This window comes from Mesorhizobium helmanticense, from assembly GCF_003034915.1.
Lineage (GTDB): Bacteria > Pseudomonadota > Alphaproteobacteria > Rhizobiales > Rhizobiaceae > Mesorhizobium > Mesorhizobium helmanticense.
In genome coordinates this window covers 100,633-125,884 of sequence record NZ_PZJX01000045.1, presented here as the reverse complement: position 1 = coordinate 125,884, position 25,252 = coordinate 100,633, and the positions used below count along the sequence as shown (strand labels likewise).

The window sequence follows — 25,252 nt, the reverse complement described above, 5'->3', positions numbered from 1 at the left end:
CTGTTCAAACCGGTCCGTCATCGATTTGCCGGACAATTTGTTGGTTCCCAGTGGCATGGGAAGAGTTCGTACAGTTCCGTTCATGACCGCCATTCCCGAGAACGAAGCCTTGCCCGAAAGCGCGACACAGGCGCGCCGTGTGGCGCTGATCGTCGCCGTTGCCTTCTTCATGCAGCTCCTGGATTCGACGATCATCTCGACGTCGCTGCCGCAGATGGGCCAATCCTTCGGCGTGCCGGCAGTGGCGATGAGCATCGGCATCACCGTTTACATGCTGACCATGGCGGTGTTCGTGCCGCTGTCCGGCTGGCTCGCCGACCGTTTTGGCGCGCGCAATATCTTCCTCATCGCCATCGCCCTGTTCACGCTGGCGTCATTTGCCTGCGGCATCTCACAGAACCTCACCCAGTTCGTCGCCGCACGTGCGGTGCAGGGGCTGGGCAGCGCGCTGATGACGCCGGTCGGCCGCATTCTGGTGCTGCGCAACGCCTCGAAATCCGAGCTGCTCAACGCCACGGCGCTGATCACCTGGCCGGCGCTGTTCGCGCCAGTGATCGGGCCGGTGCTTGGCGGTTTCATCACCACCTATCTCTCCTGGCACTGGAATTTCTTCATCAACATTCCGCTCGGCGTGGCCGGGCTGGCGCTGGTCGCCCGCTTCATCCCCGGCGACCGTGAAGCCGAGACCAGGCCGCTCGACTGGCCGGGCTTCCTGCTGACGTCGGTGGGACTAGCATCAATGCTCTACGGCCTCGAGCGCATCGCGCATCCGGAAGATGGCGCCTTGCCGACCGTGGCACTGGTTGGCGCGGGCATCCTCGTCGGCTGGGTGGCGGTGCGGCATCTCGCGCGTACTCAACATCCGCTGCTCGATCTCTCCGCTTTCAAGGTGCAGACCTTCGCCATATCGACGCTGACGGCCGGCACGATCTTCCGGGTCGCCATCAACGCCACGCCGTTCCTGTTGCCGCTGCTGTTCCAGGTCGGCTTCGGCCTCAGCCCCGTCGATGCCGGCCTGATGATCCTGGCCTATTTCCTTGGCAATCTCGGCATGAAGGCGGTGACGACGCCAACGCTGAGGCGTTTCGGCTTCCGTCCGGTGCTGATCGTCAACGGGGTGATCGCATCGCTGTCGATCATGGCCTGCGCGGCGATCTCGCCGCGGACCCCGCAGGTGCTGGTGGTGGCGCTGATGCTGATCGCCGGGCTGACGCGTTCGATGCAGTTCACCGCGCTCAACACACTGGCCTTCGCCGACGTGGCAGCACAGCAGCGCAGTTCGGCCGCGACCTTGTCCAGCATGCTGCAGCAGGTGGCGATGCTGTTCGGCGTGGCGGTGGCGGCGGCGCTGCTCAACCTGTCGCAGATCGCCAGAGGCGGGCCCGTGCTCGAGCTCGTGGATTTCCGTCTCGCCTTTCTGGCTATCGGTGCCGTCGGACTGGTGGCCTCGTTCCGCTTCCTGACGCTGCCGCCGGCCGCGGGCGCCGAGGTTTCGGGCCATCTGCCGCGGAACTGAAATCGAAATTTTCCGCCAATCGCAGACATAAATTCCCCATGCTCCTTTCGTTCTGGAGCAGGCGTTTCGCGCGTTGTTTCGATCCTGATAATCAATTGCCAAAAGTGTTGGAGTTTCCGGCCATTGCGCCAACCTGGGCAATCGATGCATCCACTTGGCGAATATCGCCGCGCGCCGCGCTTCTGGACGCGGATTCATTTGACGAATTGGTCTTGAGCCGATTAGCTTCCATTTCGGATGGCCGCAGAGGGAGCAGGGCGTAGCCATCTTGGGCGAGAGCGACACCGGGCAATGAATGCAATCGGCTGGCCGAACTGGAGGAGCCTGAACCAGGAAGGCATTGTCTTTGCCATTGCGGTCGTGCTGTTCGCGGCCGCCGCGATCGGCCTGCCGGGGTTCATCGACCCGAACAATCTCGTCGCCATCGTGCGCTCGGTGTCGGTGCTGGGCATCCTGGCGCTTGGCATGGCGATCGTCATCATCGGCAGAGGCATCGACCTGTCCGCCGTGGCGATCATGGCGATGTCGGTTGCCTGGTATCTGCAATTGCTGAATTCAGGAATGCCAGACGGGCTGGCTTTCGCCTATGTGCTCGCTGGCGTTCTCGCCATCGGGCTCTTGAATGGCTTTCTTGTCGCCTATGCTGACGTCCCGGCGATCTTCGTCACGCTCGCCACCGGATCCTTCGTCTTCGGCTATGTGCGTTCGCAGTTGATCTCGCAGGACGCCGTGCCGGTGCCTCAGGGACATTGGGTCGAGCTTCTGGGTGGCCTGCGTTTCCTCGACATCCCGATCGAGGTCTTCATCTTCGCCGGGCTGGCCTTCGTCTTCTTCCTGTTCCTGCGCTTTACCAAATGGGGCCGCTACATCTATTTCGCCGGCGACAACCCGGTTGCTGCGCGCAACATCGGCATTCCGGTGCGCCCGATGCTGGTGCTGCGCTACGTGCTTTCGGCCTTCGTGGCTCTGGTTGCAGGGCTGCTGACGGCGGCAAGCTTGCATTCGATCAACACCCGCATCGTCAATTCCACGCTGCTCTACGACATTGTGCTGGTGGCGGTGATCGGCGGCATCGGGCTTTCGGGCGGCCGGGGCGGGGTGCGCAATGTGCTGGTCGGCGCGGCGTTGATCGGCATCCTGCTGAACGCCATGACCATCATCGACATACCGCTGCTTTACCAGAACCTGATCAAGGCAGCGATCCTGCTGGGTGCGATCATCGTCGACGGTTTCATCAATCCGCGCGACGAGCAGACCGCCCAGCAGGGCGATATCTAGTACCGACGCGGACGGTTGGGGCCGGCCGCGAACAATCATAACCAACCAGAGGATGTGACATGAAAATCATCAGGACATTTATGGCGGCAGCGGCAGTATTCGCCGTCTCGGCCTTCATCGCACCAAGCTTTGCCGCCGAGGATCCTGGTCCCGCCGCCTATTCGCAGGCGCTCAAGGGCAAGCGCGTGATGCTGATCCCGATGGCGATGGGCTTCGACCTGGCACAGGGCTGGGCGCATTTCCTGAAGAAGGAGGTCGATGCCTGGGGCGGCACCTTCGAAACACGCGATCCGAACTGGGTGGTCGATGCGGGCGCGCAGGCGATCACCGACGCGATCTCGTCGGACACCAGGCCGGACGTGCTGATCATCCATTCGCCGGACCTCAACTCCTATGCCAAGCTGATGAAGAAGGCACAGGCCGCCGGCACCTATGTGCTGCTGGTCGACAATCCAGCGAACTTTCCCGCCGATGCCTTTGTCGGCAGCGACTGGGACCGGCTCGGCCAGCTCGAGGCCGAAGCTGCGATCAAGGGCTGCGGCCCGAACTCTTCCAAGAAGCTCGGGCTGGTGCAGGGTGACCAGGCCAATTCGTCGAGCCTCTACCAATATGCCGGCATCATGAAGGTGCTGGAAAAGAACCCCGACTTCAAGGTCGTGGCCAAGCCGGATTCCAATTGGGATGCCACGACCTCGCGCAACGTGACGACGACGATGCTGCAGCAGAACCCTGACATCTGCGCCATCATCGATTTCTGGGACGGCGATGCTACCGGCGCAGCCGCCGCTATCCGTGACGCCAAGCTCGAGGGCAAGGTGTTCCTGGTCACCACCGGCGGCGGCGAGAAGACCGCCGACTGCGACAAGCTGCAGGACGGCACCTATGGCGCGGTTGTCATGACCGACCTTGCCCGTCAGTCGGGCGACATGAACGCCATCATCAAGTTCCTGCTGCAGAGCGGGCAGCCGGCCGGCACGTCGAAGACCTATATCTACACGCTGGAGAAGGCGACGACCAAAGCCGATCTCAAGCCCGACAGCTGCTGGGACCTGAAGGCGCTGCAGGCCGAAGCGGCGGCGAAGTAAACCGCAGGTTCAAGACAAGCCTCAACGAGGTGGCCGGAACAATCCAGCCACCTCGTATCCTCATGCAATCACAGCAGTAGCCCGATGTCCTTTCGTGAACGCCTCCAGTCCTGGCGCTACAATCTCGTGCCCGACCATCTGGTCGGCGAGATCCTGACCAAGCGCTGGACCGACAACGCCATCCCGTTCCTGGCGCTGGTGGCGACGCTCGGCGTGTTCGGTTCGCTCATTCCAGGCTTCTTCAAGCTGACGGCGCTGCAAGATTCGACCCGCCAGCTCGGCGAATTCTCGCTGCTCGTCACCGGCATGACCGTGGTCATGCTGGGCGGCGGCATCGACCTTTCGGTCGGTTCGATCTTCGCGCTCTCCTGCTTTTCGGCGGTCTATGTCTTCTTCATCCTCGAACAGTCGGTATGGCTGGCGCTTGCAGCGTCGATCGCCACCGGACTGCTGTTCGGGGCGATCAACGGCTACCTCATCGGCTATTTCAGGCTGCGCGCCTTCCTGACGACACTCGTCACCTTCATCTTCGGTCGGGCTCTGTTCGACATACTGGTCACCACTTATGCCGCCGACGTGCAGCTTTCCAGCGCCACATCGGATGTGCTGGATTTCATCGGCGACGGCACCTTCTGGGGTCTTTCGGTCGCCGTATGGGCGGCTATCATCCTGGCTGTCATCACCCATATCGCGCTGACGCGTTCACGGCCCGGCTGGCATGTGCTGGCGGTTGGCGGGTCGCGGCGCTCGGCGCACAATGCCGGCATTCGCGTGCGCCGCACCGTGTTCATGACCTATGTGTTCTCCGGCTTCTGCGCGTCGCTCGGCGGTTTTCTCATCGCTTGCCGGCTGAGCGGGGCAGGGCCGGGAACCGGCCTCAACCTGGAGATCATGGCGCTGACGGCGGCGGTGGTCGGCGGCGTCAGTCTGGGCGGCGGGCGCGGCTCGGTGGTCAAGGGGCTGATGGGCGCGATCATCGTGCTGACCATGACCAATGGGCTGATCCGGCTGGGCTACGGCACCGGCACCAACCAGATGGTGCTGGGCATCATGCTGGCCGTCGCGGTCACCATCGACATCCGCTGGCTGAAGAACCGCGACAAGGTGCTGAACGAGGTCTATGTCGCGCCGGTCTATCTCAGGATGGGTGCGACGCAGTCGGCCGCCGCCGGCTCCGGCACGCCTTACGAACTCGACAACCGGCTGTCGGGTGCCGACCATATAGGGCTCGGCGAGCTAGAGGGTCCGGAGGACGTCATCCTCGACCGCGACGATCATCTCTACTGCGGCACCCGTCACGGTGAGATCGTTCGCTTCTTCGCACCTGACTACAAGCGCTCGGAAGTGTTTGCTCATATTGGCGGTTTTCCGCTGGGTCTGGCCTTCGACAAATCAGGCAATCTGATCAGCTGCGTCGGCGCCATGGGGCTTTATTCGGTGTCGCCGCAGCGCGAGGTGAAGCAGCTGTCGGCCGAGACGTCGCGCTCGTGGACCTCGATCGTCGACGATGCGCGGCTGCGCGATCCCAACGATTGCGACATTGCGCCGGACGGCCGTATCTACTTCACCGACTCGACCAAGCGCTACGACGCCCATGACTGGGCGCTGGATTCGATCGAAAACCGCGCCACCGGGCGGCTGCTCGTCTACGATCCGAAGGACGGTTCGACGAAAACGTTGCTCGACGGCTATCGCTACACCAACGGCGTGTGCATGGCGCATGACGGCACGTCGCTGTTCTTCGCCGAAAGCTGGGCCTGCCGGGTGCATCGCTATTGGCTGGAAGGGCCGAAGGCAGGCACCGCCGAGTGCGTGATCCGCGACATGCCGGGCTATCCCGACAACATCAACCGTGCCTCCGACGGCAATTACTGGATGGCCTGGCTCGGCATGCGCACGCCAAGCTTCGATCTCTCGCTGCGCCATCCCGACATGCGCAAGCGCATGACGCGTCGCCTGCCGCAGGACGAGTGGCTGTTTCCCAACATCAACACCGGCGGCGTGGTCAAGTTCAACGAGACGGGCGGCATCGTCGAGGCGCTCGGGGACCTTTCGGGCGCCGCGCACCCGATGGTCACCTCGATGCGCGAGCACAAGGGCTATCTCTTCGTCGGCGGCATCCTGAACAACCGCATCGGCCGCTACAGAATTCCCGGCGCCGATCCGAACTGGACCAGCCCGGCCTCCTACTGGGGGACGAGATCATGATACTCGATCCGATCCTCGACATCTTTCGCGGCAAGGCGGTGACCATCCCGCCGCTCGACGGCGCCTTTCGGCCGAACACGGTGCTGGACGATGCGCCGGTCTTTTCCGTACTGATCGAGCCCGACAATCTGGCCGCCACGGGCGACCGCCTGCTGGCTTCGAGCGGCAATGGCGTCTTTGCGATTGCCGGAGGAGCCGAACCTGCCGTGATCGAGACATTCCCGTCTCCCGTCACCGCGCTCGCTGTGTCGCATTCCGGCGACCTCACGGTCGGCCTCGAAAGCGGCAAGCTGCTGGTCGCCGGCAAGGAGACAGTGCTTCCCGCCGAAATCCGCTGCATCACGGCGCTTGCCTATGCGGCGGACGGAACGCTGTGGCTGGCCAATGGTTCGGCCGAGCATGCGCCGGCGCAATGGGCCGCCGACCTGATGAAGAAGGGCGCGTCAGGCTCGTTGTGGAGGCGCGAACCCCAAGGCGGCGACTTCCGCAAGATCGCCGGCGGCATCGCCTTTCCCTATGGGCTGCACCCGGTGGGCAAGGATGTTTTGGTCAGCGAAAGCTGGCACCATCAGCTCCTTCGTTTCGATGGCACGATCGGCAGCCGCTCGACGGTACTGGCGCATCTGCCCGGTTATCCCTCCCGGCTGTCATCATCCGCCGACGGCGGCGCCTGGCTGACCTTGTTTGCGCCGCGTAACCGGCTGATCGAGTTCGTGCTGCAGGAAACACATTATCGCGACGATATGATCGCCGAGGTGCCGCCCGAATTCTGGATCGCGCCGGCGCTGGCCTCCAACCGCAGTTTCCTCGAGCCGCTGCAATGCGGCGGCATCCGCACCATGGGCATCCACAAGCCATGGTCGCCCAGCCGTTCCTACGGGCTGGTGGTCAAGCTCGACCGGAACATGCGGCCGCAATTCAGCCTGCACAGCCGCGCCAACGGCACGCGCCATGGCATTTGCAGTGCCACGGAGAGAGATGGCCGGCTGTTCATTGCCTCGAAGGGCGGCGACTGCCTGCTCGCCATCGATCTTGCGTCCGGAGGGTTCTGATGGAACCGATCGTCCGCCTTGAAAACGTGACCAAGACCTATCGCGGCGTGCCCGCGGTCAAGAACGTCAGCTTCGATCTGCGCAAGGGCGAGATCCATGCGCTGCTCGGCGAGAACGGTGCGGGTAAGTCGACGCTGACCAAGATCATCGCCGGCGTCGTTGACGCAACCTCGGGAAAGATGATCCACAAGGGGCAGGAGATCGCCTACGCCTCGCCACATGCGGCGCTCGAAGCCGGCATCGCCATGGTCTTCCAGGAGACCAGCCTGGTGCCGTCGATGACGGTGGCGCAGAACCTTTATCTCGGCACGGAAAAATTCCTCAACCGGCTGCGCGGCACCTACATCTCGGCGCAGCAATTTCTGCAGTCGCTGAACTTTCCTGTCGATCCCAATGCCATGGTGGCGACGCTGGGCGCGGCCAAGCGGCAGATGGTCGAGATCGCGCGCGCCGTCCACCACAATGCCGAGATCATCATCTTCGACGAGCCGACCGCCACCCTGACGCCAGAGGAGAAGCGGCACTTCTTCGCGCTGATCCGCCGGCTCAAAGGCAACGGCGTTTCGATCGTTTTCATCAGCCACGCGCTGGAAGAGGCGCTATTGATCGCCGACCGCATCACCATCCTGCGCGACGGTGAACTGGTGATCACCGACGACGCATCGGCCTTCGACCGCGACAGGATCATAGCCGCGATGGTCGGGCGGACGCTGTCGGGACAGCTCTACCAGCAGCGCGACGAGGCCAGGTTGCGCAAGGCCGGCAAGAAAGTGCTGTCGGTGCAGGACATTTCGATGGGCAATGTCGTGCGCAACACCTCCTTCTCGATCTTCGAGGGCCAGATCACCGGCGTCTTCGGGCTGATCGGTTCGGGCCGCACCGAGACCTTCAAGATCGTCTCCGGTATCCACAAGCGCGATTTCCTGCGCGGCGGCACGATCGAACTCGACGACAAGCCCGTGCGCTATCTCGTGCCCAGCGAGGCTGTGGCGGACGGCATCGTCTATGTCACCGAGGACCGCAAGAGCGAAGGTATTTTCGAAACGATGAGCGTCGCCGAGAACCTGTTCGGCGGGCTTTTGGCGGCGGGGCGCGAAAAAGCCTGGGTCATCAACGCGCATGAGATGCGGACGCTCTCGGCCGAATGGACCAGGACGCTGAACATCAAGGCGATCAACGACAATGCCCGCGTGGTCGAGCTGTCTGGCGGCAATCAGCAGAAGGTGGTGATCGGCAAGGGGCTGGTGCAGCAGCCGCGCATCGTCATCTTCGACGAGCCGACGCGCGGCGTCGATGTCGGGGCGATCGCCGAAATCCACCAGATCATCAACCGGCTGGCCGACGAAGGCCTCGCCGTCGTCGTCATCTCGTCCTATCTGCCCGAGATCATGAACCTGTCCGACCGCATCCTGGTCTGCCGGCAGGGCCGCATCGTCGAGGAATTCTCGCCGGCAGAGGCGACGGAGGAAAAGATCATGTACGCGGCCGTGCATTAGCTGCATTTCCTCGCACGCAGAATCAAAACGAAAAGGAGTCCACCATGGCCACTACAAGACTTCTCAGCGATGCCGAGGTGGAAAAGATTCCCGCCGTGAAGGCGGTGTTCGACGACATCCGCGCGACGCGCAAATCCGACTTCGTCAACAATTTCTGGCGCGGGCTGGCCAATGATCCGGCCTCGTTGAAGCGGGTCTGGGAACAGCTCAAGGCGGTGATGGTCGCCGAGAGCGCCATCGACCCGCTGACCAAGGAGATGATCTACATCGCCGTCTCGACCGCCAATGGCTGCTCCTATTGCGTCCATTCGCACACTGCTGCGGCGCGCGCCAAAGGCATGACCGACGCGCAGCATGGCGAGCTGGTCTCGATCATCGGGCTGGCCGGGCAGACCAACCAGATGGTTACCGCGATGCAGATCCCGGTGGACCCGGAGTTCGAGGTGAAGTGAGGCGTTCTTCCTTCTCCTACAAGGGAGAAGGGGAGGCAATCACACCGGCCGATACACCTTCTCCGCCGTGTTCCAGAAGATATCCGCTTCGGCGGCCCCGCCATGCTTGCCCACCGCCGCGCGATGCGCCTTGATCAGTTCGGCGTGGCTGGTCCACAGTTTCTCGATCGGGAAGTTCGAGCCGAACATCAGATGGTCGCTGCCCAAAATATCGATCGCGTTGTCGACGATATAGGCGATCAGCGACGGGTCGTTGCGGTGGACGAAGGTGCCTAGGCCGGACAGCTTGGCGTAGAAGTTGGGTACCGCAGACAGCGTGCGCAGGCCGGCCTTCCAGGCTTCCATGGTTTCCGGTTCCATGCCGGTCAGCATGCCGGCATGGGTGAGGATGAAATTGGTGTCGGGGTTCTCGCCAACCAGCGTCAGTCCGTCCTTCATCTGGGCGGGGAAGAGTTGCAGGTCAAAGGACAGGCCATAATCTTTCAGCCGCGCCACATTGGCCCGCACCTTCGGGTCGATGACCTGGTCTGCTGAGGTGGCGAAGCGGAAGGCCGGCGTTTCATGCCAGTGCAGTTGCATGCGCACGCCGCGCAGCAGTGGGTATTTTTTCAGCCGGTCGATCTGGGGGCGCACATCGTCCGCCGTCATGTCGGCATAGCCGACGATGGCATGCGGCCAGCCGGTTTCGTCGGCGGTTTTTTGCAGGAAGGCGACTTCCTTTTCGAAATCCTCCTTGGCCCAGTTGGTCTGGACATAGACCGCCTTTTCGACGCCAGCGCCTTTCTGGTCGGCCAAAAATTCCTCGATCGGATAGTCGCGGCGGATCGGCTCATAGGGGCCGAAGATGCGCGGTTCCATCGGGCCGACCAGCCAGGGCTGGTCCTTTTGGCGCCAGATGTGGAAATGCGCGTCGATCGCCTTCTGCATCATGAAACCCTTTTCCAGATTGCCGCGGCCGCCGCGGCGGGGCGGGCGAGCGACAGGATGAAATCGGTGAGACCCGAGATCGACGAGCCATCGACGAGATCGTCTAGCACCGGCAGGATGGCACGCAGGGCCGCAGTTGCCGGCCGGAAGCGCGGGTCGCCGGCCAGCGGCGTCGCCAGCGACAAGCGGAAGGCTCGGGCGCTCAAACGGCGCATCGCGGTCTCCAACTCGGCATGGTCGCCGCGCTCCAGTGCATCAGAGAGGATGACGACCGCCGCGCCGCGCGCGAAGGCCGAAAAGCGCGGCACCGAAAGGAAGGCGAGCAGTGTCGGCCCCATGCGGGTGCCGCCATCCCAGTCGTCGACCTGCGCGGCGGCGCGGGCCAGCGCCTGGTCGCAGTCGCGAATGCGCAACGCCCCGGTGATGCGGGTCAGCCGGGTGCCGAAGGTGAAAATCTCCGCGCGGTCCGCGCCTTGCACGGCGGCATGCGCCAGCTTGAGGTAGTCCGAGGTGTGCAGCTTCATCGAACCGGAGACATCGATCAGCAGCAGCAGCTTGCGCGGCACGGTCTGGCGGCGGCGCAAAAGCGGCGAGGGGACGTCACCATCGGCGCTGACGATTTCGCGCAGCGATCGGCGCAGGTCGAGCTTGCCGCGCGAATGGGCGCGCACGGTGCGGAAGGAGCGGCGGGCGGGCAAGGCGGACGCCAGTTTGCGGCGAAAGGTGGTCAGTTTGGCATCGTCGCGCTGGAAGTCACGTGTGCTCAACTGTTCGACGGCCGAGGACAGATCGCCACCTTCATCCTGCTTCGCTTCGATCTGGTCCTCGTTGGCGCCGCCATCATCCTTGATGCGGGTTTCTTCATCCGTATCGCCTTCGACCACGGCAGATGTGTTGCCGTAGAAATAGCTCTGGAAATGCGCCTCGAATTCGTCGCGGCGATCGGGCGTCGGCGCCAGCGTGGCGAGTGCTGCCTCGCGGATGTCGGCAATGGAGCGTGGCCCGAGCAGCGTCACGGCCTGCATGAAGCCGGATACTTGCTCTGGCGCAACCGGGAAGCCGTAGTGGCGCAGCAGCCGGCCGAAGCCGAGCATAGGCGCCGCGGCGCGGGGTAAGCTTTCTCCCCGCATCATTCCTTCGCCCCCCCCTCTGTCCTGCCGGACGTCTCCCCCTCAAGGGGGGAGATTGGCAGCTTCGGCGCTTCGCTCAGATCTGCAACGCTTAGCGAAAGCCGGGATGATAGCCGATCTCCCCCCTTGAGGGGGAGATGTCCGGCAGGACAGAGGGGGGTGCTGTCCCGCCAGCGTTGCCGAATGCGTCGGTGAGGTCGATCCATATTCGGCCGCCCCGCTGTGAACGGGGCGAAGGGGTCGTTGACGTCGCGTGTCACGCCAGCGCCTCCTCGACGATCCGGCCGAGCTCTGGTGCGATATAGGAGAGGTCTTCCTCGTCCTTGATCAGCACTCCGATGGCGCGGCGAAAAGCTTCCGGCCACGGGCTGCCGCCTTTTTCGAGAATGGTGGCGGCATTGGCCCATTCGACCGCTTCGGCGATGCCTGGCGGCTTGGCCAGCGGACGGGCGCGGATAGTCTGCACGGCCGCCGCCACGGCGCGCGCCGTAGCCTCGGCAACGTCGCCGGCACGCAGCATGATGATCTCGGCCTCGCGCCCGGCGTCGGGATAGTCGATCCAGTGGTAGACGCAGCGACGGCGCAGCGCTTCCGCCAGTTCGCGCGTGCGGTTGGACGTCAGGATGACGATCGGCTGCGCCGTTGCGCGAATAGTACCTCTCTCAGGAATGCTGATCTGAAAATCGGAAAGGAATTCCAAGAGCAACGCCTCGAACTCGTGATCCGAACGGTCGATCTCGTCGACCAGCAGCACGCGCTCCTCCGGGGCCTTCAGCACCTGCAGCAGCGGCCGCGCGATCAGGAACCGGTCGTCATAGATATCGATTTCATGCTCGCCGGCGTGGCGGATGGCGAGCAACTGGCGCTGGTAATTCCATTCATAGAGCGCATGCGCGGCGTCGATGCCTTCATAGCATTGCAGCCGCACCAGATTCCGGCCGAGCACTTCGGCGATCGCCTTCGCTGCCTCCGTCTTGCCGACGCCCGGCGCACCTTCGAGCAGCAGCGGCTTGCCCAGCCTTATCGCCAGGAAGATCGCGGTCGCCAGGCTTTCGTCGGCGAGATAACGCGATGCTGCAAGGCGCTCTGCCACCGCTTCCGGCGAGGTTGCGATGGTCTCGGCGCTTGCCGTCGGGGCATTTGGCTTCGGCATTTCCAGCACTCAGTTCGGCGCCTGCGCCTTCAGCGCCCGCAGGATGCGCTCGGGCGTGATCGGCAGCGTGTCGATGCGCACGCCGACCGCGTCGAAGACAGCGTTCGCCACGGCGGGAATCTGCGGGTTGGCGCACATTTCGCCCGGTCCCTTGGCGCCGAAGGGGCCATCGGCCGAGGGTCGTTCCAGCACGATGATCTGGGTTTCGGCGAGGTCGCCGGGACCCGGCATCAGGTACTGGTTGAAGTCGGTGCCGCCATGGTCGCGGTTGGGATAATAGGGCTCCGTCGTCTCGTAGAGCGCGTGGCTGATGCCCATCCACGAACCGCCGACGAGCTGCTGCTCGACCATTTTCGGGTTCAGCGCGCGGCCGATTTCGAAGACGTTCTTCACCGTCAGCACGGTGACTTCGCCGGTCTCGTCGTCGACCTCGACCTCGGCCACCGTGCAGGCATGGGCATAGCAGGTCGACGGCTTCATCGCGCCGGTTTCTTTCTCCGGATAGGAGCGGGGGATAAGAAACATGCCGCGGCCGGAGATCGAGCGGCCGCGCTTGAAATGCGCCGACAGCGCGACATCGAAGATCGAGATCGACTTTTGCGGCGCCCCTTTGACCAGGATGTTGCCCTGGCCGTCGGTCTCGAGGTCGGAAGCGTTGACTTCCAGCTCCTCGGCAGCCACTTCCAGCATCACCTGGCGCGCCTCCTTCGCTGCCTGGATGACTGCATTGCCGGCGCGGTGCGTGCCGCGCGAGGCGAAGGTGCCCATGCAGTGCGGGCCGGTATCGGTGTCGGCGGTGTCGACGACGACGCGGTCGGTCGGCACGCCGATCGTCTCGGCGCAGATCTGCGCCATGATCTGCTTCATGCCCTGGCCAAGATCGACTGATGACAGCGTCACCATGAAATTGCCGGTCGGCGTCGAATGCACCAGTGCCTGGGTCGGGTCGCCGCCGAGATTCATGCCGGTCGGATAGTTGATCGCGGCGACGCCGCGTCCGCGCCTGATCGCCATCTCAAGCTCCCTTCGCGTAGGAGGACATGGCCATGTATTTTTCCGCCACCGGCCAGTTGGCGGCGCGCGAAGCTTCCTGCATGCATTCGATCAGCGCAGCGCCCTCGGTCGGCTGGCGATGCGCCTTCATGTCGCCGTCGCGATAGGCGTTGACGAAACGGAATTCGAGCGGGTCCATGCCGATCAGCCGGGCGAGCTTGTCCATCTGCACCTCAAGCGCGAAATCGCCGATGGTGACGCCAAAGCCGCGCATGGCGGAGGAAGGCGTACGGTTGGTGTAGACGCAGTAGGTGTCGATCCAGACATTGGGGATGGTGTAGGGGCCGGGATAGTGGCCGGCACCCTTCTGCGCGCCGTAGGGCGAGTGGCGCGAATAGGCGCCGGCATCGGTGTAGCCGGTGACCTTGCGGGCGACGATGCGGCCGTCCTTCATGACGCCGTCCTTGATGACGACCTTTTCGGCGGCGCGGGGCGAGGAGATCTGCATCTCCTCCTCGCGGCTGTAGATGAAGGAGACCGGACGGCCTGTCAGCTTGGCGCCAAGGATGGCGATCGGCTCGACGATGACGTCGACCTTGCCGCCGAAGCCGCCGCCGACGGTGCCACCGACGAAATGCAGCTTGTTGCCGGGCATCTGCAGGATGATCGAGGCGTTGTCGAGGGTGAAGAACATCGCTTGCGTGTTGGTGTAGCAGGTGAAACGGTCATTGCCTTCGGGCGCGACGATGCAGCCGGTCGTCTCGGTCGGCGCGTGCTCGATCGGCGAAGACTGGTAGGTCTGTTCCAGGATGTGATCGGCGCCGGCGAAACCGGCCTCGACATCGCCAAAGCGGACCTTGCGGCATTCGCCGCTGTCATAGAGGTAGTGGTTTTGACCGTGATATTCGTTGACGATGGGCGCGCCGGGCTTCAGCGCCTCTTCCATGTCGAACACGGCCGGCAGCACCTCGTAGTCGACCTTGACCTTGGCGGCCGCCTCCTGCGCGGCGCGCTCGGTCTCGGCCAGAACCGCCACCACGGCCTCGCCCTTCCAGCGCACCTTGCCGTCGGCCAACACCGTCTCGTCCTCCGGCCCGATCTGGATCAGGATCAGGATGGTGTAGACATTGTGCGGCACGTCCTTGGCCGTCAGGATATTCACCACGCCCGGATGCTTTTCCGCCTCCGACGTGTCGATCGAACGGATCCGGGCATGGTGGTGCGGGCTGCGCACCATCTTCAAGTGCAGCATGCCGGGAAAGTTGCGGTCGGCGAAATAGGCGGTCTTGCCGGTGACGTGGCCAGGCGAATCCGAGCGCGGCCGGGGCTGGCCAATCTCGTGCAGATCGTCCTTGCGCTGGTCGGCGAAATAATTCTTGCGCAGTTCCATCTCTGCTCCCCTAAGCCGCGTTCTGCGAATTGGACCGTGCGGCGGTCAGCACCGCCTGGATAATCGGCTCGTAGCCGGTGCAGCGGCAGATGTTGCCCGACAGCGCCTCGACCACCTCGTCGCGGCTGGGGTTCGGCGTATGGTCGAGCAGCACCTTGGCCGCCATGATCATGCCCGGCGTGCAGAAGCCGCATTGGGTGGCGAAGGCGTCGAGGAAGGCGCGCTGCAGCGGATGCAGCACGCCGCCTTCCGACAGCCCCGAAGTCGTGGTGATCGCGGCGCCGTTGCAGGTCTCGGCCAGCGTCAGGCAGGAGAGCCGGAGTTCGCCGTCGATGATGACCGAGCAAGCGCCGCAGGTGCCTTGGTGGCAGCCGCCTTTCGGCGAGGTATCGCCGATCTTGTCGCGCAAGGCGTGAAGCAGCGTCGTGCCGCTGTCGATGAATTCGGCCTTTTCCGCGCCGTTGAGCGTGAACTGAACCGGGACCTTTGCCATCGTTCCTCCTTGCGCGCCTGCCCGAACTTGTCGGACAGACGCGCGCCCCCAACGGGCTTAAGCCTTTGTTTCCATGCCTGCGACCTGGCCAAGCAGCAGCCGGCCGAGATGGACCGGCAAGACTTGCGCGCGATACCAGGCGCTGGCGATCGGATCGGTGGTCGGCGAGGTGCCCTCGCTGGCGACTGCCAGTGCCGGTGCGATGCCGTCACTGGTGAGTTTCCTGCCGAGCAAGGCCTTCTCGGCCGCCTTGGCGCGCATCGGCCGGTCGGCCATGCAGCCAAGCGCGATCCGTGCCGCTGAGACCGTGCCGTCCGCTGCTTGTTCCAGCACCGCGGCAATGCTCAGCACCGAGATGCCCTTGGGCTTGATCCGTGACACTTTCAGGAAGCGAAAGCCGCCTTGTGGTGGAAGCGCGAAGCCAACCGAGGTGACGATGGCGTGACTGCCGTCGCGCTTGGCCAGGAAGGTTTCGATCGGCAGGTCGCCTCCATCGGTGCTGACGGTGGCATCCAGCGCCAGCAGCGCGACGGTGAAATCGCCATAGGGCGTCGGCGCGAAGAGATTGCCACCGACGGTCGCCATGTTGCGGATGGCCGGGCCGCCAACAGCGCGCGCGGCGCGGGTCAGGGTGCCAAGATCAGGATGACGGGCGATCGCCGCCATGGTCACCGAGGCGCCGATGCGTACCGTGCCGCCAGAAACGGTGATGGCCGACTGCGACGGTTCTGTCGAGCGTACGAAGCTGGAGATCGAGACGTCGCCTTCATTGGCGGCGCGCACGACCAGCGTGCCGCCGCCGAGGTAACGGGTGCCGGTGGCCTTCAACGCCGCATTGGCGTCCTTCACCGTCGAGAAAGTCTGGAGGGCAAGCGCCATGGCATGCTCCTGCTTATCAGCTCTGGCCAGCAAAATGGCTCTTCAGGGCATTGAAGCCGCCCTGGAAGACATTGGCGCCCATGCCTTCGGCCAGCTTGTCGGCTTCTTCGGGTGCTGCGTCGAAGGTCGCGGTCCATTCGGCATAGGTGCGGTCGCCATCTGTCACGCGCCGCAATTGCAACGTCGCCTTGTGGTTGGTCAGCGGCTGCGGCGTCTCCAGTATGGAGTAGCTGACCAGGAAATTGTCGTCGGAGAAATCGAGCAGCTTTTCGCGGATGCGGGCGCCGCTGGCGAGCTGGAAATTGCGCACGCAGCCGATCGTGCTTGCATCCTTGCCGTCCTCGATATGGCTTTCGACCATGCGCGGATGCCAGCCCGGCAGGCCGTTGAAGTCGCGTATGCGCGCCCAGACCTTTTCGACCGGTGCGTCGATGACGCTGGAGATGGTTACTTTTGCCATATGGATGTTCCCTTGCAAATTTGCTGCTGGGGAGGATAGGGCGGTGCGCTCGGCAGCGCTTATCAATGCGTCTTGAGCACCTATCAAGGAGTCTGAAAAATGAGCCACGCGGCTCAGGCTATCGCCCGCGCCGCTTCCCGATAAAGCGTCGGTGGGACGCCAACATGATCGCGGAAGAAGCGCGAGAAATTGCCCTGCGTGGTGAAGCCGAGGTTGCAGGCAACCGAGATCAGTGGCGCCTCGGACCACTGCAACTGCCGTACCGCTTCCTCCATGCGCAACGTGTTCCAGTAGACGTTGGGCGTCAGATTGGTCTGCTCCTTGAACAACGCGAAGAAGTGCGGCCGCGACAGGCCGACGCTGCGCGCGACGTCATCGAAGCAGATGCGCTCGCAGACATTGGCCTTCATCAGCTGGATCGCCTTGCGGACACGGAAGTCTTGCATGGTGTTGACACGGGCGCGCACTGCTTGCGGCGCCGAAGCGTCGGCGGCATCGAGCACGCTGTCGATGAAGCGTTCGATCTCGTAGTTGGCGATGTCGTCGATGCTCTCGTTGTCGCTCAAATGGTCGAGCAGATTGGCTGCCGCCTGGTGCAGCCAGGGCTCAAGCGTGATCGCTGGGGTCGAAAACAGCGGCGCCGATGATGGCAGGTCGCGGCGCCGGCGGGCCCAGTCCGGATCGATGTAGAAGGCGAGGAACAGTCCGGGCGTACCGTCGCGCGACAGAGCGTGGCTGTGCGGCTGGAAGGAATTGATGCCGGCGGCTGTACCAGGTCCGAGCCGCACAGTCTCGCGGCCGATGGTCATCTCGCCGGCCGTGCCCTCCAGCCAGATGATGATATGCGCCTCGACATGGGCATGGGTGACGAAGTCGCTGGCGACGTTCAGGACAGAAACATGTCCGAACCGGCCCCAGTAGAGCCTGATCGCTTCCGTCATGGGTATATCCTCCCGCAGGCGACTGGCCTCCCTTCGCCTGCAATGGGGATACTGCGGTCCAGTTCGGGTCCACGTCAAGGCGCATGCGCCTGGCTGAAGCCAGCCGTGCTTTGCGTTGGCCGATTTTCAGACTGAGCGATAGGAACGAGAACGAATAACGGGCTCGGTCCTAGTCGCTGCGCCGGAAGTTGCGGATCCGGTCGAACAGGACCGCGAGCAGAATCGCGCCGCCGATGAAAACGCCTTGCCAGAAGGCATTGATGCCGAGCAGGCCGAGGCTGTTGCGAATGACCTCGATCAGCGCCGCGCCGACAATGGCGCCGAAGGCGGTGCCGACACCGCCGGCCAGGTTGGCTCCACCGATGACGGTGGCGGCGATCACCTGAAGCTCCATGCCGTTGCCGAGATTGGTGGTAACGGCGCCCAGCCAGCCGGTCTGGATGATGCCGGCTATGCCGGCGGCCAGCGCCGAGATCATGTAGACCGCGACCTTGATCTGGCGCACCGGAACGCCGGTCAGCGTTGCCGCATGCTCGTTGCCCCCGATGGCGAAGATGTGCCGGCCGAATTTGGTCCAGCGCAGGACGAAGCCGGTGACCAGCGCCAGCAGGATCATGTAGAGCACCGGATTGGCAATGCCGAACACCCAGGCTCCGCCGCCCAACGCCAGAAGCTTGTCGTGGTCCGGTCCGAACTGGAAGACGACAGTGTTATTGGAGGCGACCATGGCGAGGCTGCGCGCGATCGACAGCATGCCGAGCGTCACCACGAAGGGCGGAAAGCCGAGATAGGCGATCAGAATCCCATTGAAGGCGCCGACGATCAGCGCCGTCGCGATCGCGGCGGCAATGCCGATCTCGATCGAGTAGCCGGCATGCATGGTGACGGCCAATATCATCGAACACAGGCAAAGCACCGAGCCGACCGACAGGTCGATGCCTCCGGTGATGATGACGAAGGTCATGCCGAGCGCGACGATGGCGACGAAGGTGACGTTGCGGGTAATGTTGTAGAGGTTCTTCGGGGTGGCGAAGGAATCGGTGGCAAACGACAGGAACAGGCAGGCGAGGATGACCGCAATCACCACCCAGAAGGTCTGGGTGGCGAACACCCTGGAAAGCAAGGTGTGCTGTTTCTGTTCAATCGTCTGGTCAAGGGTGACTGCCATTATCGACCTCTCATGCCGGTGGCCAAACGCGCCAGCACGGCAAATTCCAAGCTTCGAAATTCCGGACCACTTTCATGACACCTGCTCGATGGCGCCGGTAATCAGGCCCGTGACCTCCTCGGGCGAACTCGATGCGATCGTCTTGTCGGCGACCTTGCGGCCGCGCCGCATGACGATGACGCGGTCGGCGACGTCAAAGACGTCGGGCATGCGGTGACTGATCAGCACGACTGATATACCCTGGTCGCGCAAATGGCGGATCAGGTTCAACACTTCCGCGACCTGCCGGACCGAGATCGCCGCCGTCGGCTCGTCCATCAGCACGATCTTGGCCTGGGAAAGCATGGTGCGGGCGATCGCCACCGCTTGCCGCTGGCCGCCGGACATCTGCTTGACGAGGTCGCGCGGCCGGGTTTCGGACTTAAGCACCGCAAAGATCTGGCCGGCGCGCTTGTACATGGCGGCATAGTCGAGGATGCGGAACGGCCCGACGCCCCGGCGCAGCTCGCGGCCGAGATAGACATTCGCGGCGGCCGTCAGATTGTTGCACAGCGCCAGGTCCTGATGGACGATCTCGATGCCGTGCTGGCGCGCCTCGACCGGCTTGTGCAGGATCAGGTCCTTGCCGTCCATCTGCATCGTGCCATGACTCGGGCGGAAATTGCCGGCGATCATCTTGACCAGGGTCGACTTGCCGGCGCCATTGTCGCCCATCAGGCCGACGACCTGCCCGGGCTCGATCGACAGCGACACGTCGTTGACCGCCTGGATGGCGCCGAAATGTTTCGAGATATTGGTGAGTTCGAGAACCGCCACCAGCCTTCTTGCCTCCCCGTGCTTCCCGGCCTGCGGTTCTGCCGCGGCCCGCTCTCCCCAGCTCCTCCCGGAGACAGCGATTTTAAAGTCCATTATGCGAATGCCGGCACTGGCGTCAATTGTCGGACGAATAAGATCTGGCAATTGTCCGACGAATTGCGGGGAGGGAGCTTTTAAAAATCAGTTTTGTAGGACAAATAGAGATTGACGTTGGCGGCGAGCCGATATTAGCTAAGCGTCGGAGGAGAATATCCCGACCCTGTTGCCGGTTTGCCGGGTGGGTCGGCGGAGGCTTACCGGGTCAAGGGCACGCCGACAGCAGAGTTTGTCGAGCAGGTTCGAGATCGTATCTGGAAATGCTTATCGACCTGGCTTGGCGACATGAGCGTTCGTGCAACGATCCTCTGTCATTGCTTGGTCCGGGTCGGTCTGTGTGGCGGGCACGTCGTGTCCGTCTGTTTTCAAGGGAGGACTGACATGAGGAAATCACTATTGCTCGCCGCTGCCGCCGTCATGGTGCTGGGCGCCGGGCCGGCTTTAGCCAAGAAACAACTCGTCATCGTCGTGAAGGGTCTCGACAATCCGTTCTTCGAGGCCATCAACCAGGGTTGCCAGAAATGGAACAAGGAAAATGCCAGCTCGGAGTATGAGTGCTTCTATACCGGTCCGGCGTCGACTTCCGACGAGGCCGGCGAGGCGCAGATCGTCCAGGACATGCTGAGCAAGCCCGACACGGTGGCGATGGCTATCTCGCCGTCCAACGCGCCGCTGATCGCGCAGACGATCAAGAGCGCCAATCCGACGATCCCGATCATGACCATCGACGCCGATCTGACCAAGGAAGATGCCGGCCTGCGCAAGACCTATCTCGGCACCGACAATTATCTGATGGGTTTTAAGATCGGTGAGTACATCAAGAAGGGCAAGCCGAACGGCGGCAAGATCTGCACCATCGAAGGCAATCCCGCGGCCGACAACATCCTGCGCCGCGCGCAGGGCATGCGCGATGCGCTCTCCGGCAAGGAAGGCCTCGCGGCGCTCGCCGGCGAAGGCGGCTGGACGGAAGTCGCCGGCTGCCCGGTGTTCACCAATGACGACGGCGCCAAGGGTGTCCAGGCGATGACCGACATCCTCGCTGCCAACCCCGATCTCGACGCTTTCGGCATTATGGGCGGCTGGCCGCTGTTCGGCGCGCCGCAGCCTTATCGCGACCTGTTCAAGCCGATGGCCGACAAGATCGCCAAGAACGAGTTCGTCATCGGTGCTGCCGACACGATCGGCGACGAGGTGGCAATCGCCCGTGATGGCCTTGTCACCGCACTCGTCGGCCAGCGGCCGTTCGAGATGGGCTACAAGGCGCCGTCGGTGATGATCGACCTGATCGAGGGCAAGACCGTTGCCGATCCGGTGTTTACCGGCCTCGACGAATGCACCAAGGACACGGTCGACACCTGCATCCAGAAGTAGGCCGCGATTTCGGGGGGCGCCGGCTTACGGCGCCCCGCCATCCCGGGTCATGGAATGTGCCCGGTTCATGACAAGAGACAAAGCAGCGCGCTCGGGGCGGAATGCCCCAGTTTCGGCGCGCCCATAGTTTCGCATTTTCGGCGAAGGGCAATTCGGCAAGGAAACTGACATTCCCGACGTGGCCCGCGACAGACTGCCGATGCATTGGAACGTGGATGCCGGACGACGGGAAATCAAGGAAACGAGCCGCCAAGGCCGAGGTGCCGGTCAGACCTCCGGCTGCCTTTCGGCGCGCCGATGCGGCACACTTTCCGGGCTCCAGCGTCCATGCCTCGCTGGCAAGCGAGATCGGTCTTCGGATCGTGCGCGGCGACTATCCACCCGGGGCCATCCTGCCCAACGAAGCCAAATGGTCGGAAACCTTCAACGTCAGCCGCTCGGCGGTGCGCGAGGCGATCAAGATGCTGATGGCCAAGAGCCTGTTGGCATCGCGCCCCAAGATCGGCAGTTGGGTCGAGCCGAAGGAGCGCTGGAACCTGCTCGACCGCGACGTGCTCGCCTGGTATGCGACCGCACCCGACCGCGAGGCGTTCCTGCGCACCGTGCAGGAATTTCGCCATATCATCGAACCCGAAGCCAGTGCCTTCGCCGCTATCCGGCGCAGCGAAGAGCAGATGGGCGAGATCAGCCAGGCCTGCCGGGAGATGGGCGATGCCACGAACCTGCAGGAACGCACGCGCGCCGATACGCGCTTTCATCTCGCCATCTTGCGGGCGTCGGGCAACGACCTGCTGGTGCCGCTCGGCGTGCTGATCGAATCCGCGCTCGACCATCTCTTTGTTTTCGTCACCCGCGAAACCAGCGACCAGCGCCGGGCGCAGGCGCTGCATGAAGCGATTGAGAAGAACATCCGTCTGCGGCGGCCGGGCGCGGCGCGCAATGCAGTCCACAGATTGCTAGCCAACACCGATGATGTGATCGGACGATCGCGGCGGTGATCGATCGCGAGAATCGAAATCCGAACAATGATATAGAGGTCGGTCCTCCTGAATTGAATCAGGTGAAATCCTGAGGCCGGCCGGTCGCGCTCAAATCGTCTGCTTTTTCCCGTCCTTGGTCGGCATCAGGTCGACACCGTTGACCTTGGCGACATGCGTTGCCAGCATCGGCACATATTGGTCGGCAGGCCCGGCGGCGAAGGCGCCTGCGAAGGCGTTCTTGGTGGCATTGCCGAGCGGGTTGGCGATGCCGGCCGCTCCTGCCATCGATTCGAGATAGGTGAGGTCCTTGAAGGCATTGGCAATGGTGAATTTATGGGCGTCGCGGTCGCCCTCCAGCGTCCAGCGCATGAATGTCTGGTAGAAGCCGCAATCCATGCGGCCGTTGCGGATGACGCTGTCGAAACGCGGCGGCGAAATGCCGACCTTCTCGGCTAGCGCCAGCGCCTCGGAGTAGATCGCCGCATAGCCGAGCGAAATGAAATTGTTGAGCAGCTTCATGCGGTGACCGTCGCCGGTGCCGCCAATATGGACGATGCGTCCGGCCCAGGTGTCGAGCACCGGCTTGAGACGGGCAAAAACCGCATCGGAGGCGCCGACCATGGCGTCGAGCGTGCCTTCCCAGGCCTCCTTTGGCGTGCGGCTGAGCGGGGCATCGACATAGTCGACGCCGAGCGCCTTGAGTTCGGCGGCGATGGCCACCGTCGAAACCGGATCGGAGGTTGAGCAATCGACGACGACCGAGCCTTTCTTCAAGCCCTCCTTGAGGCCGCCCGGTCCGCGGACAATGGCTTCCACCTCACGCGAGCCGGTGACGCAGATGAAGACGATATCGGATGCCGCCGCAACATCGCGCGAGGTGGTTGCTTCCTTGGCGCCCCGGTCAAGCATATCTTCCGCGGGCTTGCGGTTCTTGCGGCCGAGAAAGGTCAGCGCATAGCCCTTGTCGACGATGTTCTTGGCGATTCCATGCCCCATCAGGCCAAGGCCGATGAAGCCGATGTTTTCGCTCGCGGCAGTCGTGGTCATGTCGTTTTGTCCTGTCTGGAAATTATCGATAATAGCGCTGCCGTTCTTGCCGCAGGCGGTTGCAAAATGCAATATTGTCCGACAATACACACAATTCCCAAGCAATGTGGAGAGCAAAATGACGAAGCGGATCATGTTCACCGGTGGCAGCGGCAAGGCCGGGCGTCATGTCGTGGAATATCTGGTCGAGCATGGCTGCCAGGTACTCAATATCGACACCAAGCCGCTCGACAATCCCAAGGTGCGCACGCTGGTCACCGACATCACCGACAGCGGGCAAGTGTTCAACGCGCTGTCGAGCTATATGGGCTTGCATGAATTCGATCCGTCGCTGCGCGCGCAGCCGGTCGACGCCGTGGTGCATTTCGCGGCCATCCCGCGCATCATGATCACGACCGACAACGAAGTGTTCCGCATCAATGCGCTCGGCACCTACAATATCATCGAGGCAGCGGTGAAACTCGGCATCCCAAAGGTCGTGATCGCCTCCAGCGAAACGACCTATGGGCTGGTCTTCGCCAACGAGCCACGCGATCCCAAATATTTCCCGCTCGATGAGGAGTACGACGTCGATCCGATGGACAGCTACGCGCTGTCAAAGGTCGTCAATGAGAAGACGGCACGGGCGTTTGCTCAACGCAACGGTACCGATATCTATGCCTTGCGTATCGGCAACGTCATCGAGCCGCATGAATACCAGCTGTTTCCGAAATGGTTCGCCGATCCGGGTTTCCGCAAGCGCATCGCCTGGAGCTACATCGATGCGCGCGACCTTGGCCAGATCACGCTGCGGGCGATCGAAAAGGACGGGCTTGGCTATCAGGTGTTCAATGCCGCCAATGACGATTGTTCGTCCGATCTGCCGACAGCCGAGTTGCTGAAGCGGTTTTATCCCGACGTGCCGGTCAAGGTTGAACTCGGCGAATATGAGACGCTGCTCTCCAACCGCAAGGCGAGGGACGTGCTTGGCTTCCGTCCGGAGCACAGCTGGCGGAAATATGTCAAAATGGCCTGATCGACTGACGATCCGAGGCTGATCTGTGCACAGAAACAGGCTTTGCGGTCCTATGCTTGACAGGCTTTGAAATCCGGACTTTCTGGGACGGATGCGGGACGCAAAGCCGAACAGGGAAAAAAAATTGGCCGGTGCGGCGCCCGCCGAACGTCCGGCCGCCGTTCGCCGGGCCGATGCGGCCCGCATTCCTGGCTCGAGCGTGCATGCGTCGCTTGCCAACGAGATCGGCTTGCGGATCGTGCGCGGCGATTATCCGCCGGGAACCATCCTGCCTAACGAAGCCAAATGGTCCGAGACATTCGATGTCAGCCGTTCGGCGGTGCGGGAAGCCATCAAGATGCTGATGGCGAAAAGCCTGCTGGCCTCGCGTCCCAAGATCGGCAGTTGGGTCGAGCCGAAGGAACGCTGGAACCTGCTCGACCGCGACGTGCTCGCCTGGTACGCAACTTCGCCCGACCGCGAGGTTTTCCTGAAAACCGTGCAGGAATTCCGCCATATCATCGAGCCGGAGGCCAGCGCCTTCGCTGCCATGCGGCGCAGCGATGAGCAGATGGCCGAGATCAGCCAGGCCTGCCGCGAGATGGGCGAGGCGGCAACGCTGCAGGAACGCACCCGCGCCGACACGCGCTTTCATCTGGCCATCCTGAGGGCGTCGGGCAACGATCTCCTGGTGCCGCTCGGCGTGCTGATTGAATCGGCGTTCGATCATCTGTTCGCCTATACGACGCGGGAGCTTGACGATTTGCAGCACGCGCAAAAGCTGCACGAGGCGATCGAGAAGAATATTCGCCTGAAAAAGCCGGATGCGGCGCGCACTGCGGTGCGCAAGCTGTTGGCCAATACCGACGTCGTCATCAGGTCGAGATAGGTCGATACTGAGGTGCGGTCCTAATCTTCTTTCGGGCGTCCGAAGGCGGCGCGCAGCTCGTCCTTTGCGTCCTCCAGCACTATCTTCTGCCTGGCCGGCAGGTTCTTGCCGGCACGGTTGATGTAGAAGTTCAGCATCGACATGGCGGACTGGAACGGCTCGGCCTTGCGCCGGTCGCTGTGTTCGGCCGAGCGCTTCAGCGAGGCCGCGATCTTCCTGGCGTCATGGGATTCGAAGACGTGTTCCTCGAGATCCATGGCGTCGCTGTGTTCGGTCACCTCGGCCGACCATTTTCTTTTTGCGGTCGTGGCAAAACTCCTTCCACCGTGAGTTCATGGAGAACTCCGGACGGTGGCCGCTGTTCCATTGCGGCTTCAAATCCCTGGAGCCACGGAATTGCTGATGTGGCGCTGCTCAGCGCCACGAATGCGTCGATAG

The 25,252-nt window shown here is 63.1% G+C and carries 23 protein-coding genes and 1 pseudogene; 11 read left to right on the top strand and 13 right to left on the bottom strand.

Features of this window, described 5'->3' with window-relative positions:
- Positions 1 to 82: 82 nt before the first annotated feature.
- The 7 genes from C9427_RS24565 to C9427_RS24535 all read left to right on the top strand — a co-directional run bounded on the left by C9427_RS24565 (position 83) and on the right by C9427_RS24535 (position 9,087).
- Positions 83 to 1,516 carry a DHA2 family efflux MFS transporter permease subunit gene (locus C9427_RS24565; RefSeq protein WP_107651655.1) on the top strand — a complete coding sequence of 478 codons (1,434 nt, stop codon included), beginning with the start codon at positions 83 to 85 and terminating at the stop codon, positions 1,514 to 1,516.
- 291 nt (positions 1,517 to 1,807) lie between these two features.
- Positions 1,808 to 2,794 (top strand): ABC transporter permease, encoded by a 987-nt coding sequence (locus C9427_RS24560; protein WP_107651654.1) that lies wholly within the window; start codon positions 1,808 to 1,810, stop codon positions 2,792 to 2,794.
- A gap of 59 nt (positions 2,795 to 2,853) precedes the next feature.
- A complete protein-coding gene (locus tag C9427_RS24555) occupies positions 2,854 to 3,879 on the top strand; it encodes a sugar ABC transporter substrate-binding protein (RefSeq protein ID WP_107651653.1) in 1,026 nt (341 codons plus the stop codon).
- Between the two features lie 84 nt (positions 3,880 to 3,963).
- Positions 3,964 to 6,087 (top strand): ABC transporter permease, encoded by a 2,124-nt coding sequence (locus tag C9427_RS24550; RefSeq protein WP_107651652.1) that lies wholly within the window; start codon positions 3,964 to 3,966, stop codon positions 6,085 to 6,087.
- A complete protein-coding gene (locus C9427_RS24545; RefSeq protein ID WP_107651651.1) occupies positions 6,084 to 7,139 on the top strand; it encodes an SMP-30/gluconolactonase/LRE family protein in 1,056 nt (351 codons plus the stop codon). The genes C9427_RS24550 and C9427_RS24545 overlap by 4 nt, the downstream gene beginning before the upstream one ends.
- A complete protein-coding gene (locus C9427_RS24540; RefSeq protein ID WP_107651650.1) occupies positions 7,139 to 8,635 on the top strand; it encodes a sugar ABC transporter ATP-binding protein in 1,497 nt (498 codons plus the stop codon). The genes C9427_RS24545 and C9427_RS24540 overlap by 1 nt, the downstream gene beginning before the upstream one ends.
- A gap of 44 nt (positions 8,636 to 8,679) precedes the next feature.
- A complete protein-coding gene (locus C9427_RS24535; RefSeq protein WP_107651649.1) occupies positions 8,680 to 9,087 on the top strand; it encodes a carboxymuconolactone decarboxylase family protein in 408 nt (135 codons plus the stop codon).
- Positions 9,088 to 9,126: 39 nt separating this feature from the next.
- Here the strand turns inward: C9427_RS24535 and C9427_RS24530 are convergent, their stop codons facing one another.
- The 11 genes from C9427_RS24530 to C9427_RS24475 form a co-directional block, all read right to left on the bottom strand.
- Entirely contained in the window at positions 9,127 to 10,014 is an 888-nt protein-coding gene (locus tag C9427_RS24530) for an amidohydrolase family protein (RefSeq protein ID WP_167434471.1), read from the bottom strand.
- The gene (locus C9427_RS24525; protein ID WP_107651647.1) at positions 10,014 to 11,147 is read right to left on the bottom strand and encodes a vWA domain-containing protein; all 1,134 of its coding nucleotides are present in this window, start codon (positions 11,145 to 11,147) and stop codon (positions 10,014 to 10,016) included. Before C9427_RS24525 ends, C9427_RS24530 begins: the two co-directional genes overlap by 1 nt.
- Before the next feature lie 253 nt (positions 11,148 to 11,400).
- Positions 11,401 to 12,297 carry an AAA family ATPase gene (locus C9427_RS24515; protein WP_107651701.1) on the bottom strand — a complete coding sequence of 299 codons (897 nt, stop codon included), beginning with the start codon at positions 12,295 to 12,297 and terminating at the stop codon, positions 11,401 to 11,403.
- Positions 12,298 to 12,306: 9 nt separating this feature from the next.
- The gene (locus C9427_RS35270; protein ID WP_107651646.1) at positions 12,307 to 13,311 is read right to left on the bottom strand and encodes a xanthine dehydrogenase family protein molybdopterin-binding subunit; all 1,005 of its coding nucleotides are present in this window, start codon (positions 13,309 to 13,311) and stop codon (positions 12,307 to 12,309) included.
- 1 nt (position 13,312) lies between these two features.
- Positions 13,313 to 14,680 carry a xanthine dehydrogenase family protein molybdopterin-binding subunit gene (locus tag C9427_RS35265; RefSeq protein ID WP_107651645.1) on the bottom strand — a complete coding sequence of 456 codons (1,368 nt, stop codon included), beginning with the start codon at positions 14,678 to 14,680 and terminating at the stop codon, positions 13,313 to 13,315.
- 10 nt (positions 14,681 to 14,690) lie between these two features.
- A complete protein-coding gene (locus tag C9427_RS24500) occupies positions 14,691 to 15,173 on the bottom strand; it encodes a (2Fe-2S)-binding protein (protein ID WP_107651644.1) in 483 nt (160 codons plus the stop codon).
- 57 nt (positions 15,174 to 15,230) lie between these two features.
- Positions 15,231 to 16,052: an FAD binding domain-containing protein gene (locus C9427_RS24495; protein WP_107651643.1), complete on the bottom strand. Its 822-nt coding sequence runs from the start codon at positions 16,050 to 16,052 to the stop codon at positions 15,231 to 15,233.
- Between the two features lie 16 nt (positions 16,053 to 16,068).
- Positions 16,069 to 16,512, bottom strand: coding sequence for an SRPBCC family protein (locus tag C9427_RS24490; protein WP_107651642.1), 444 nt, complete (start codon positions 16,510 to 16,512; stop codon positions 16,069 to 16,071).
- 113 nt (positions 16,513 to 16,625) lie between these two features.
- The gene (locus C9427_RS24485; RefSeq protein WP_107651641.1) at positions 16,626 to 17,453 is read right to left on the bottom strand and encodes an AraC family transcriptional regulator; all 828 of its coding nucleotides are present in this window, start codon (positions 17,451 to 17,453) and stop codon (positions 16,626 to 16,628) included.
- A 169-nt stretch (positions 17,454 to 17,622) separates the two neighbouring features.
- Positions 17,623 to 18,621 (bottom strand): ABC transporter permease, encoded by a 999-nt coding sequence (locus tag C9427_RS24480; RefSeq protein ID WP_107651640.1) that lies wholly within the window; start codon positions 18,619 to 18,621, stop codon positions 17,623 to 17,625.
- A gap of 72 nt (positions 18,622 to 18,693) precedes the next feature.
- Positions 18,694 to 19,437, bottom strand: coding sequence for an ATP-binding cassette domain-containing protein (locus C9427_RS24475; protein ID WP_006336418.1), 744 nt, complete (start codon positions 19,435 to 19,437; stop codon positions 18,694 to 18,696).
- Positions 19,438 to 19,914: 477 nt separating this feature from the next.
- On the opposite strand from C9427_RS24475, the gene C9427_RS24470 reads away from it, so the two are divergent.
- Entirely contained in the window at positions 19,915 to 20,904 is a 990-nt protein-coding gene (locus C9427_RS24470; RefSeq protein ID WP_107651639.1) for a sugar-binding protein, read from the top strand.
- 215 nt (positions 20,905 to 21,119) lie between these two features.
- Positions 21,120 to 21,902, top strand: coding sequence for a FadR/GntR family transcriptional regulator (locus C9427_RS24465; protein WP_107651638.1), 783 nt, complete (start codon positions 21,120 to 21,122; stop codon positions 21,900 to 21,902).
- A 90-nt stretch (positions 21,903 to 21,992) separates the two neighbouring features.
- On the opposite strand, the gene C9427_RS24460 is transcribed toward C9427_RS24465, so the two are convergent.
- Positions 21,993 to 22,931: an NAD(P)-dependent oxidoreductase gene (locus tag C9427_RS24460; RefSeq protein ID WP_107651700.1), complete on the bottom strand. Its 939-nt coding sequence runs from the start codon at positions 22,929 to 22,931 to the stop codon at positions 21,993 to 21,995.
- 118 nt (positions 22,932 to 23,049) lie between these two features.
- On the opposite strand from C9427_RS24460, the gene C9427_RS24455 reads away from it, so the two are divergent.
- Both C9427_RS24455 and C9427_RS24450 read left to right on the top strand, forming a co-directional pair.
- A complete protein-coding gene (locus C9427_RS24455) occupies positions 23,050 to 23,946 on the top strand; it encodes an NAD-dependent epimerase/dehydratase family protein (RefSeq protein ID WP_107651637.1) in 897 nt (298 codons plus the stop codon).
- Between the two features lie 91 nt (positions 23,947 to 24,037).
- Positions 24,038 to 24,814 carry a FadR/GntR family transcriptional regulator gene (locus tag C9427_RS24450; RefSeq protein ID WP_107651636.1) on the top strand — a complete coding sequence of 259 codons (777 nt, stop codon included), beginning with the start codon at positions 24,038 to 24,040 and terminating at the stop codon, positions 24,812 to 24,814.
- A 20-nt stretch (positions 24,815 to 24,834) separates the two neighbouring features.
- Here C9427_RS24450 and C9427_RS24445 read toward each other — a convergent pair.
- Positions 24,835 to 25,110 (bottom strand): annotated as a pseudogene (locus C9427_RS24445) (DUF3175 domain-containing protein); the annotation flags it as partial.
- Positions 25,111 to 25,252: the final 142 nt, after the last annotated feature.

Excerpts from the sequence above, each read along its gene's own strand:
- C9427_RS24565 (WP_107651655.1), top strand. The coding sequence starts at position 83 with ATGACCGCCATTCCCGAGAACGAAGCCTTGCCCGAAAGCGCGACACAG.
- C9427_RS24560 (WP_107651654.1), top strand. The coding sequence starts at position 1,808 with ATGAATGCAATCGGCTGGCCGAACTGGAGGAGCCTGAACCAGGAAGGC.
- C9427_RS24555 (WP_107651653.1), top strand. The coding sequence starts at position 2,854 with ATGAAAATCATCAGGACATTTATGGCGGCAGCGGCAGTATTCGCCGTC.
- C9427_RS24550 (WP_107651652.1), top strand. The coding sequence starts at position 3,964 with ATGTCCTTTCGTGAACGCCTCCAGTCCTGGCGCTACAATCTCGTGCCC.
- C9427_RS24545 (WP_107651651.1), top strand. The coding sequence starts at position 6,084 with ATGATACTCGATCCGATCCTCGACATCTTTCGCGGCAAGGCGGTGACC.
- C9427_RS24540 (WP_107651650.1), top strand. The coding sequence starts at position 7,139 with ATGGAACCGATCGTCCGCCTTGAAAACGTGACCAAGACCTATCGCGGC.
- C9427_RS24535 (WP_107651649.1), top strand. The coding sequence starts at position 8,680 with ATGGCCACTACAAGACTTCTCAGCGATGCCGAGGTGGAAAAGATTCCC.
- C9427_RS24530 (WP_167434471.1), bottom strand. The coding sequence starts at position 10,014 with ATGCAGAAGGCGATCGACGCGCATTTCCACATCTGGCGCCAAAAGGAC.
- C9427_RS24525 (WP_107651647.1), bottom strand. The coding sequence starts at position 11,147 with ATGATGCGGGGAGAAAGCTTACCCCGCGCCGCGGCGCCTATGCTCGGC.
- C9427_RS24515 (WP_107651701.1), bottom strand. The coding sequence starts at position 12,297 with ATGCCGAAGCCAAATGCCCCGACGGCAAGCGCCGAGACCATCGCAACC.
- C9427_RS35270 (WP_107651646.1), bottom strand. The coding sequence starts at position 13,311 with ATGGCGATCAGGCGCGGACGCGGCGTCGCCGCGATCAACTATCCGACC.
- C9427_RS35265 (WP_107651645.1), bottom strand. The coding sequence starts at position 14,680 with ATGGAACTGCGCAAGAATTATTTCGCCGACCAGCGCAAGGACGATCTG.
- C9427_RS24500 (WP_107651644.1), bottom strand. The coding sequence starts at position 15,173 with ATGGCAAAGGTCCCGGTTCAGTTCACGCTCAACGGCGCGGAAAAGGCC.
- C9427_RS24495 (WP_107651643.1), bottom strand. The coding sequence starts at position 16,052 with ATGGCGCTTGCCCTCCAGACTTTCTCGACGGTGAAGGACGCCAATGCG.
- C9427_RS24490 (WP_107651642.1), bottom strand. The coding sequence starts at position 16,512 with ATGGCAAAAGTAACCATCTCCAGCGTCATCGACGCACCGGTCGAAAAG.
- C9427_RS24485 (WP_107651641.1), bottom strand. The coding sequence starts at position 17,453 with ATGACGGAAGCGATCAGGCTCTACTGGGGCCGGTTCGGACATGTTTCT.
- C9427_RS24480 (WP_107651640.1), bottom strand. The coding sequence starts at position 18,621 with ATGGCAGTCACCCTTGACCAGACGATTGAACAGAAACAGCACACCTTG.
- C9427_RS24470 (WP_107651639.1), top strand. The coding sequence starts at position 19,915 with ATGAGGAAATCACTATTGCTCGCCGCTGCCGCCGTCATGGTGCTGGGC.
- C9427_RS24465 (WP_107651638.1), top strand. The coding sequence starts at position 21,120 with ATGCCGGACGACGGGAAATCAAGGAAACGAGCCGCCAAGGCCGAGGTG.
- C9427_RS24460 (WP_107651700.1), bottom strand. The coding sequence starts at position 22,931 with ATGACCACGACTGCCGCGAGCGAAAACATCGGCTTCATCGGCCTTGGC.
- C9427_RS24455 (WP_107651637.1), top strand. The coding sequence starts at position 23,050 with ATGACGAAGCGGATCATGTTCACCGGTGGCAGCGGCAAGGCCGGGCGT.
- C9427_RS24450 (WP_107651636.1), top strand. The coding sequence starts at position 24,038 with ATGCGGGACGCAAAGCCGAACAGGGAAAAAAAATTGGCCGGTGCGGCG.